Source organism: Microcoleus sp. LEGE 07076, from assembly GCF_015207455.1.
Lineage (GTDB): Bacteria > Cyanobacteriota > Cyanobacteriia > Cyanobacteriales > Microcoleaceae > Microcoleus.
In genome coordinates, this window is the sequence record NZ_JADEWV010000238.1 from 1 (window position 1) to 8,331 (window position 8,331).

The window sequence follows — 8,331 nt, forward strand, 5'->3', positions numbered from 1 at the left end:
CGTCAAAAATCCCATCGGGCTGCTATGGATAATAACTATATGCTGACTGTTCTCGCTAGTTGTTTATTTCCACATGATGATGCCTCAAGACCCTGTTGTCAATAGGCTTTGAGATGCGCTTACCCTGGACAAAATTGCCCTGCAACAATCTCTCGACAAATCCGGGCTAGCCGGCGTAGTACAACTCGTGAAGTCAATTCTAGCAACAACCGTTTTGTTTGAATTAACTGGAGTCTTTTTGCTGATGTCGGTTTTCGTCCCAGAATCGGGATTTAAAGAAGGTATGTGGTCTGCCGTATTTCACAGCGTTAACGCTTTTAACAACGCCGGCTTCAGCCTCTACTCAGATAGTTTTAGCAGCTACGTTAGTTCGCCTATAATTAACTTGACAGTCGGCGGTTTGATCGTAATTGGGGGCATCGGCTATCAAGTAATTATGGAAATGTACCTGTGGCTGCGCGCTCGCTTCAACAAAAGCCCGGTATGCACAGTTTTTTCCCTAAACTTCAAAGTCGTTACCAGTACAACTGTTGTCCTTTTAATTTTAGGAACGCTAATCTTTTTGGTACTGGAATACAACAACCCAGGAACTTTTGGCTCTCTAAATTTTCCGCAAAAAGTGATAGCAGCTTGGTTTCAATCTGTTACTTCCCGCACCGCCGGATTTAATACAATTGATATTGGCAAAATGAGCGACGCCGCGCTATTTATGACGATCGCCCTGATGTTTATCGGCGCCAGTCCCGGCAGCACCGGCGGCGGCATCAAAACCACAACTTTTAGGATCTTGTTTAGCTGTACCGCAGCAGTTCTCGAAGGCCAAGAAGATGTGCAGTGCTATCAGCGCCAAATCCCGCCAGCCATGATTTTGAAAACCATTAGCGTAGTTTTCGGTTCCCTGTTAGTCGCCTTCGCATCTGCAATTTGCATTCAGCTAGCCAATCCCGAACTAGAATTTATCAAAGTGCTGTTTGAAGCAGTGTCAGCTTTTGCTACTGTCGGTCTTTCCACAGGGATTACAGCCAAGATTTCATTCGTAGGCAAACTGGTTTTAATTGCTACAATGTACGTAGGTCGGGTTGGCGTGCTCCTGCTGATGAGTGCCGCTGTCGGCGACCCCAAACCCAGAGCTTTTAAGTATGTTGAGGAAAGTTTGTTAGTAGGATAAAAAAATCCTGCCTTGTTGCTGATAATCTAAACAATGGGTGACAACCCAAATCAACTTTTACTATTTAGTCAAAAATCAAAAGGAGGCGGCGCTGTCTGTGCCAAAATTTAAAAAGCAAGACACCCAGCGCTGGATATTCAGTGAACCTGTCATCTTTGAATTTTTTTCGCGGTTTGCGCGCCGAAAACAAACAGTTTGCAGTTATTGGTTTGGGACGCTTCGGCAAAGCTGTGTGTTCGACTCTGCACAGCTTGGGTTACGAAGTCCTCGGAATTGACACCGACGAAAAAAAAGTAACTCAAGCTTTGAACGATCGTATTGCTGCTCACGTTTTGCAGTTAGATTCTACTGAACCTAATGCTCTGAGAGCAGCAGGTATATTTGAATTTGAAACAGTGATTGTGGCGATCGGCAATTACCTAGCAGAAAGCATTACCACCACCCTAAATCTTAAGGAAGGCGGGGTAACTCACGTAATAGCCAAAGCTTCCTCGGAAACTCACTTGAAAATTTTGAAAAAAGTCGGCGCCGATCATGTGGTTTTTCCCGAACGAGAAATGGGCGACTCTTTGGCCCGCATTCTTACAAAACCCAGCATTCTAGAACGCTTTGACCTCGACCCAGATCACAGCATAGTTGAGCTGCTCGTTCCTGAAAAGTTTGACGGTAAAACCATCTCCGATTTGGAGCTCCGGCGCAGGTACGGTTTAAACTTGCTAGCAGTAGGTCGCACCGACAAGTTCGAGATCAATCCGCAGCCAACCCAACGCTTGAGCAAAGGCGAAGTGATGGTAGTAATTGGTTCTAATAAAGATATCAATCGCTTGCCAATTTAACAGCTCGCCATTTCACTTGTTCCACAGGTAGGGTGCGCGCCGCGCACCTTATAATATTATCTCCGCTCCAACCGCAAGCTTTATGTTATAACTTTTAACCAAAATATCTAAATAGAATTTCACCAATGCTGGGCTTGTTTCTGCGGCTGACACCTCCTCAGAAAATATAGCGAAAATTTCTACAAAGTAGCAGCACCCGACGATCGCACTCCGGCAAATTTAGGAGCGCTCCTGAAAATTCAGCCTGCATTCAAAATATTTTGCAGGTAAGCTCTAGCCATAATCAGCACCGCCACAACTAAAGCGAGTTCAACAGGCCAAGGACACACCGCCACCAGCCAAATTAACGAACACACTCCAATAATTGCAGCTATCGGAGCCGGAATCCCGTCTAGCGTTCTGTTGTCAGTCCGGACACTCACCCACCCAGCAATCAAGCAGATTGTTAACGGAATCAAGCAACTTACGATCATAATTTTTACCTCATCAATTTTTTACATCGGAAATTTGAGCATATTGTAACGATACATCAAAAATTCTGCAATGAACCATTAGTTGGGATAAAATAGAATGTTAATGAATTTATACGCTCGATCAAGAGTTTGTTGAATTTTTAGCGGAAAATATCTCCAAAGGCAGAATGCAAATTTTTGGGTGTGCATAAGCGATGAAAGCTTTCTACCTGGAGATGAATTGCGTTCGGCCGAACTCTGCAAGTTATACTGAGGATTGCAGTCAGTTACTGTAGAGCGTCAATCAATGCAGGGCAAATTTTTTCGCAAGCCAGAATCAGAAAACAGCGATCGCGTCCCTCCGGGTCAATACCTCGCCAACGGCTTTCCCGTACTGACTTACGGCGATACACCCTCGGTCAGCATTGACAGTTGGGAATTTAAAATTTGGGGATTGGCAAAACCAAAAACCTTCACTTGGTCAGACTTCCAGGCCATGCCCCAAAGTAACTTTACGAACGATTTTCACTGCGTCACCCGGTGGTCAAAACTCGACGTGCAGTGGACTGGAGTCAAAGTCACAGACTTCATGAACTATGTAGAAGTCGATGGCTCGGCTCTGTACGTCCTCGAACACTGCTACGGTGGCTACACAACTAACATAGCGATCGCCGACTTGATCCGAGAAGAAAACTTTTTTGCCCACACCGTCTTCGGCGAACCCCTCTCCCCAGACCACGGCGGCCCGATGCGGCTGGTAGTGCCCCACCTCTACGCCTGGAAAAGCGCCAAATGGATTAACGGCCTAGAGTTTACAGAAACCGAACAACTCGGTTTTTGGGAACGCAACGGCTACCACCGCAGGGGCGAACCTTGGGCCGAAGAACGCTACAGCGGTTTGTTTTGATACGCTCGATCGCGATCGGGGCTTGTTGAAACCTTATATACTAAGCTGTGGCGGCATTTAAACTGTATGTCAAAAAAACTAAAACAATGAGTGGGGCGATCCCGAAAGCGGGCCCTAAATATACAATTTAAATACGCGACAGCTTATTTATTGGTTGAGGAGGCAATCTGCTCTTTGACAGCTTCAGTCTCCGTTCATCCCCCCCTCGATCGCATCTTAGGGCTTTCTCACCGCCCAGATACCCTCTAATTTAACCAAAATACCTAAACCAAACGATCGAACTTTGTACGTAATTTGCCCGATCGATCGGCCACTTTAACTTCCATACGCAAGTCCCAAAACAAAAAATATTCCCAATTTCTAGTTAATACAAAACTTTCATAACTCTCTGTTTCCTCCCGTGCCACCGTGTTTATACCTAAATATTGCCTGTCGATAATCTAGACCGTGAACCAAATAAAAAATGAGCATAAACCAAGCCAAAATTAAATTACCATCTCCGCGCTGTCATGCTTGCCACAGCAAGGTTTAAAGCCACAATAGCGATCGTTGTATTGTGTACTTTTAGGGAGCAGTAGCCATCCGTGCCAATGCGATCGACAGCATTTGTAAAGGAATTGTAAAGACTTGATAAAGAGTCTGTCAAAAATCACATCAAGTGCCAAACATACCAAAAAAGTATTGCATAATGAAATTATTGAAGTCGTCGCACAAAACAAATCAGATTATGAATACCAAAATCTTATCCGCCTTAACAGCTACCGCAGCCGTCACAGCTATGTTGGGCACCGCAGCTCCAGCTCATGCCTTCTCCTTTGGTACCAGCGGTATCACCTTCACCCAAAATACAGATGTCAAATTTAACTTCAAAGAGTCTCACGGTGGGTATACTTCCTCTTTCGGAATCTACGAAGTCAAGGACTCGGCGGCATCTCTAGTGAGCACGCTGTTTTCGGAAACTAAATCCTCAGACAACGGCGCTCAGAACGAATGGAAAGGAACCCTGGGTAATACAGTGTTGGGTTCAGGATCGGCAGTATTCACCTTCGTGGCAAATCAAATTTACACTTTGGGACTCGACAGCGGCAAAAATGGCATTGTCTACTCGAGCTCAGCCTTGAACGGTGGCAGCCAGCAAGCGGTGTTTGGCGGATCGGAACTTTGGAACGCACTCGGCACACAAACTACGAACACCTTCAAAGCTGCCGGAAAGTTCACAAACGGAATAGGTTCTCTGTCTAACGGAGGCACAACAATCTCCTTCGACGATCGCGGTGGCGGTAACGACGCAGACTTCCAAGATTTCACCGTGACAGCAGAAGCAGTTCCCGAACCGATGACAATGACTGGTTTGGTTCTCGGTTTGGGCGGATTAGTTGCAGCACGTCGCCGCCGCGGTAGCAAGACAGCTTCGTAATTTTTTTAACATAACGCTGTATTAAACAAAAAAGAATATGAGTAACAGGCGCGCTGATGGGAAATCGGCTCGCCTTTTGCTTGAAGGAAGAACAGAAATGGCAGCCGTCATACAGCATAAGGATCGTGAATTAAATAATTTAGACAAGTTTGTGGGATGGGCTCTCCCGCCCATCCCACAACAACAATAAAGATTGCAAGTTATTTAATTCTCATTCCTAAGCTGTTGCGGCAAATAAAAATTGTATGTTAAAAAACAATCAAACTATTGTGGCGTGTCGGGCCCTGAATATACAATGTTTATTTGCGCGACAGCATATTCCCTGTATATATTAGACCTCTTGCAAAAATATTTTCATCAATTGATGGGACAGGCTCTCGGGCCCATCCCACAAGAGTTTTTTTTCTGGTGGGATGGGCCCGAGAGCCTGTCCTAATTAGGGCTTGCAAGAGGTCTAATGTTTTTCAGCAAAATTCCGCTACTTTGATTCTGGATGGGGTTGGCTGTAGTGGCTACCAGCCTGGGTTTTAAATTGTCGATCGTATCTTAGCAAAGACTATATTGATTGATGCGCGATCGCCCTTTTAGAGCAATTTTTGAACAAAGCATCTCTTTGGGTCACTAAAAAGCATTTTTTAGGAGTATGAAAATAAAATTGGGATCAGATCCGGGCGCATCTAAGTTTTACTATCAAGTGCGATCGCACCGTTGTGGCGTGTCCCGCCAGCCAGAAAAATACAATTTAGATGCGCTGGGGGTTACTCCCAATCACCAATATTAAAAACTAGATTTTTGTAGTTTTTAATATTGGTGATTAAGTACGACGAATCAATTTGTCGTACTTAATACACTACTTCGCAGCCTGACGCTCTTTCGCTTCCTTAATCACTTCCTCAGCGATGTTGCTCGGACAAGGAGCATAGTGCGAGAAAGACATAGAAAACTGACCGCGGCCAGATGTCATAGTACGCAAGTCGCTAATGTAACCAAACATTTCGCTCAACGGCACATCTGCCTTGATCCGCGCTCCTGTCTGGCTTGTCTCCTGAGATTTCATCATCCCCCGGCGGCGGTTGAGGTCGCCGATCACGTCGCCCATGTAATCATCTGGAGTGAATACATCGACATTCATAATCGGTTCGAGCAACTGAGGCCCCGCTTTCGGCAGAGACTGCCGATAGGCCGCTTTGGCAGCAATTTCAAAAGCCATTGCTGACGAGTCAACGGGGTGGAAACCGCCTTCTAGTAGGGTAAATTTCAAGTCCAGACAAGGGAATCCGGCCAAGACGCCTTTGTCGATGCAGCTTTCAAAGCCTTTTTCAACCGCTGGCCAATATTCTCTCGGCACGCTACCACCGGTCACTTTTGACTCAAACTGGAAGCCGCTTCCCACCTCACCAGGCTCGATCACGTAGCCGATTTTGGCAAATTGACCGGAACCACCTGATTGCTTTTTGTGGGTGTATTCGTCTTCGAGGCGCTTGGTAATCGACTCGCGGTAGGCTACCTGCGGTTCGCCGACTTCTACTTCGATGCCGTGGGTGCGCTTGAGAATGTCTACTTTGATGTCGAGGTGTAACTCGCCCATCCCCTTGAGAATCATTTCGCCACTTTCTTGATCCGTCACCATGTGGAAGGATGGGTCTTCTTGCACCATCTTGGTGAGGGCTGCTCCCATTTTTTCTTCGCCGCCTTTTTGTTTCGGTTTGACCGAAATAGAAATAACGGGATCGGGGAATACCATCGGCTCTAAGGTGGCGGGATTTTTGGGGTCGCAGATGGTGTGCCCGGTGCGGACGTTTTTCATGCCGACGATCGCCACAATGTCGCCTGCTTGTGCCGATTCAATTTCTTCGCGAGAGTTGGCGTGCATTTCCACCAAACGGCTGACGCGCTCGGTTTTGCCTGTGGCTGTGTTGAGTACGGTGTCGCCCTTGGACAACTTACCGGAGTACAGGCGGGTGAAGGTTAGAGCACCGTAGCGATCGTCCATGATCTTAAACGCCAGTGCCCGCAACGGCCTGTTGGGATCGACGACTGCAAACTCGCCGGTTTCTTCGCCATCGAGATCGACTTCTGGCTGCGGTGTGACTTCCATCGGGTTTGGCAGATAGTCAACCACGGCATCGAGTACCAACTGCACGCCTTTGTTTTTAAACGATGAGCCGCAGTAGGTGGGGAAAAATGCCCGATCGCGAGTACCTTTGCGAATACAGCGCTTGAGGTCGTCAATACTCGGTTCATTGCCTTCGAGATATTGTTCCATCAGAGCGTCGTCTTGCTCGACGGCCAGTTCGATCAACTGTTCGCGGTATTTTTCGACATCATCGACCATATCGGCGGGGACATCTTTAATTTCGTAGTTCATCGGATCGCCCGATTCATCCCAGATCCAGGCTTTGCGGGTGAGCAAATCGACTACGCCGCAAAACTTTTCTTCGATCCCGATCGGCAATACCATCACCATCGGTTTAGCTGCCAGGATTTGATCGACTTGCTTGACAACGCGGTAAAAATCTGCGCCTGTACGATCGAGCTTGTTGATGTAGACGATGCGAGCGACTTTGGAATCGTTAGCGTAGCGCCAGTTGGTTTCCGATTGCGGTTCAACTCCACCAGAACCGCAGAACACGCCGATGCCACCATCGAGCACTTTCAGCGAACGGTAAACCTCGATCGTAAAATCGACGTGTCCGGGAGTATCAATGATGTTGAGCTGATGCTGGTTCCAGAAGCAGGTGGTAGCAGCCGATTGAATCGTAATACCGCGCTCTTGCTCCTGTTCCATGAAGTCAGTCGTCGCCGCGCCTTCGTGAACTTCACCTATTTTGTGGATTTTGCCTGTCAGTTTCAGGATTCTTTCAGTTGTGGTGGTCTTGCCAGCATCTACGTGGGCGAAGATGCCGATATTTCGATAACGAGTGAGATCTTTCATAATTACTGTTGAGATTAAATGCGACGAACCGTCGGCGACCACCTGTAAGCGTGACAAGCGAGGAATCAATGTTGCCTTTGGGGCCAGTACAGCCTAGATTTCCTTTCCCCTGTTTCTGGCATACATATCTTAATTTTGACACTTCTGAGTCATTCCTGCGAAGTATTCTTGGGTGATTGACACAATCACCGCACCCAAGCGGGCGGTGATTGTTGAGAGTTCCACCGGATGTGCTACCGCAGCAGTCTGACTTTACCTCCCTTTTGGCAAGCGAGTCGTGACAATGCCCTGTTCGACTTTTTGTCGGTTTTTGGCAGCATTTTCAACGCTGTCTTGTTGCCTCAGACAACTCAAACAAACAAACTACCTAATAGATACAGCCGAGTCTCAGTTAGGTGAGGTACACTCCGGTAATGGCTAATAGGTAATAGGTAATTGGTAATTGGTTAATTGGTCATAAATCTGAGCTGATAGATAACCCGAACTCAAGTTCGCGAAGGACGGAGAATCGAACAGCGTCATGCCCATTATAGGCCTTTCCTGGGGTTTTATTTTTCTTTGCGGGCCAAATACGCCGATAGCGGGGCGCGGGCAAGCTGGGCCTTAGGGCCGGCTC

Annotated in this window: 10 protein-coding genes; 6 read left to right on the forward strand and 4 right to left on the reverse strand. The window is 47.1% G+C overall.

Annotated features, from left to right (window positions below; genetic code table 11):
- Positions 1-139: 139 nt before the first annotated feature.
- Both IQ270_RS25775 and IQ270_RS25780 read left to right on the forward strand, forming a co-directional pair.
- Positions 140-1,168 carry a TrkH family potassium uptake protein gene (locus IQ270_RS25775; protein WP_228056703.1) on the forward strand — a complete coding sequence of 343 codons (1,029 nt, stop codon included), beginning with the start codon at positions 140-142 and terminating at the stop codon, positions 1,166-1,168.
- Between the two features lie 140 nt (positions 1,169-1,308).
- Complete coding sequence (locus IQ270_RS25780; RefSeq protein WP_193976013.1) at positions 1,309-2,004, forward strand: TrkA family potassium uptake protein; 696 nt, start codon at positions 1,309-1,311, stop codon at positions 2,002-2,004.
- Positions 2,005-2,243: 239 nt separating this feature from the next.
- Here IQ270_RS25780 and IQ270_RS25785 read toward each other — a convergent pair whose 3' ends face one another.
- On the reverse strand, positions 2,244-2,477 hold the full coding sequence (locus tag IQ270_RS25785; RefSeq protein ID WP_193976014.1) for a hypothetical protein: 234 nt from the start codon (positions 2,475-2,477) through the stop codon (positions 2,244-2,246).
- A gap of 286 nt (positions 2,478-2,763) precedes the next feature.
- Here IQ270_RS25785 and IQ270_RS25790 point away from each other — a divergent pair, with 286 nt between their 5' ends.
- A complete protein-coding gene (locus IQ270_RS25790; protein ID WP_193976015.1) occupies positions 2,764-3,363 on the forward strand; it encodes a sulfite oxidase-like oxidoreductase in 600 nt (199 codons plus the stop codon).
- 263 nt (positions 3,364-3,626) lie between these two features.
- On the opposite strand, the gene IQ270_RS25795 is transcribed toward IQ270_RS25790, so the two are convergent.
- Together IQ270_RS25795 and IQ270_RS25800 are read right to left on the reverse strand one after the other, a co-directional pair.
- Positions 3,627-3,770, reverse strand: coding sequence for a hypothetical protein (locus IQ270_RS25795; RefSeq protein WP_193976016.1), 144 nt, complete (start codon positions 3,768-3,770; stop codon positions 3,627-3,629).
- An 83-nt stretch (positions 3,771-3,853) separates the two neighbouring features.
- Positions 3,854-4,009 (reverse strand): hypothetical protein, encoded by a 156-nt coding sequence (locus IQ270_RS25800; RefSeq protein ID WP_193976017.1) that lies wholly within the window; start codon positions 4,007-4,009, stop codon positions 3,854-3,856.
- An 81-nt stretch (positions 4,010-4,090) separates the two neighbouring features.
- Between IQ270_RS25800 and IQ270_RS25805 the strand changes: the two genes are divergently transcribed.
- From IQ270_RS25805 to IQ270_RS32065, 3 genes are all read left to right on the forward strand, one after another.
- Positions 4,091-4,780 (forward strand): PEP-CTERM sorting domain-containing protein, encoded by a 690-nt coding sequence (locus tag IQ270_RS25805; protein WP_193976018.1) that lies wholly within the window; start codon positions 4,091-4,093, stop codon positions 4,778-4,780.
- Positions 4,781-4,817: 37 nt separating this feature from the next.
- On the forward strand, positions 4,818-4,970 hold the full coding sequence (locus tag IQ270_RS25810; protein ID WP_193976019.1) for a hypothetical protein: 153 nt from the start codon (positions 4,818-4,820) through the stop codon (positions 4,968-4,970).
- Positions 4,971-5,435: 465 nt separating this feature from the next.
- Positions 5,436-5,561 carry a hypothetical protein gene (locus IQ270_RS32065; RefSeq protein WP_255532487.1) on the forward strand — a complete coding sequence of 42 codons (126 nt, stop codon included), beginning with the start codon at positions 5,436-5,438 and terminating at the stop codon, positions 5,559-5,561.
- Positions 5,562-5,630: 69 nt separating this feature from the next.
- Here the strand turns inward: IQ270_RS32065 and fusA are convergent, their stop codons facing one another.
- Positions 5,631-7,715, reverse strand: coding sequence for an elongation factor G (gene fusA, locus IQ270_RS25815; RefSeq protein ID WP_193976020.1), 2,085 nt, complete (start codon positions 7,713-7,715; stop codon positions 5,631-5,633).
- Between the last annotated feature and the right edge of the window lie 616 nt (positions 7,716-8,331).

What these genes read in the sequence shown, in the direction of transcription:
- IQ270_RS25785 (WP_193976014.1), bottom strand. Translation starts at nt 2,477, where the DNA reads ATGATCGTAAGTTGCTTGATTCCGTTAACAATCTGCTTGATTGCTGGG.
- IQ270_RS25790 (WP_193976015.1), top strand. Translation starts at nt 2,764, where the DNA reads ATGCAGGGCAAATTTTTTCGCAAGCCAGAATCAGAAAACAGCGATCGC.
- IQ270_RS25805 (WP_193976018.1), top strand. Translation starts at nt 4,091, where the DNA reads ATGAATACCAAAATCTTATCCGCCTTAACAGCTACCGCAGCCGTCACA.
- IQ270_RS25810 (WP_193976019.1), top strand. Translation starts at nt 4,818, where the DNA reads ATGAGTAACAGGCGCGCTGATGGGAAATCGGCTCGCCTTTTGCTTGAA.
- fusA (WP_193976020.1), bottom strand. Translation starts at nt 7,715, where the DNA reads ATGAAAGATCTCACTCGTTATCGAAATATCGGCATCTTCGCCCACGTA.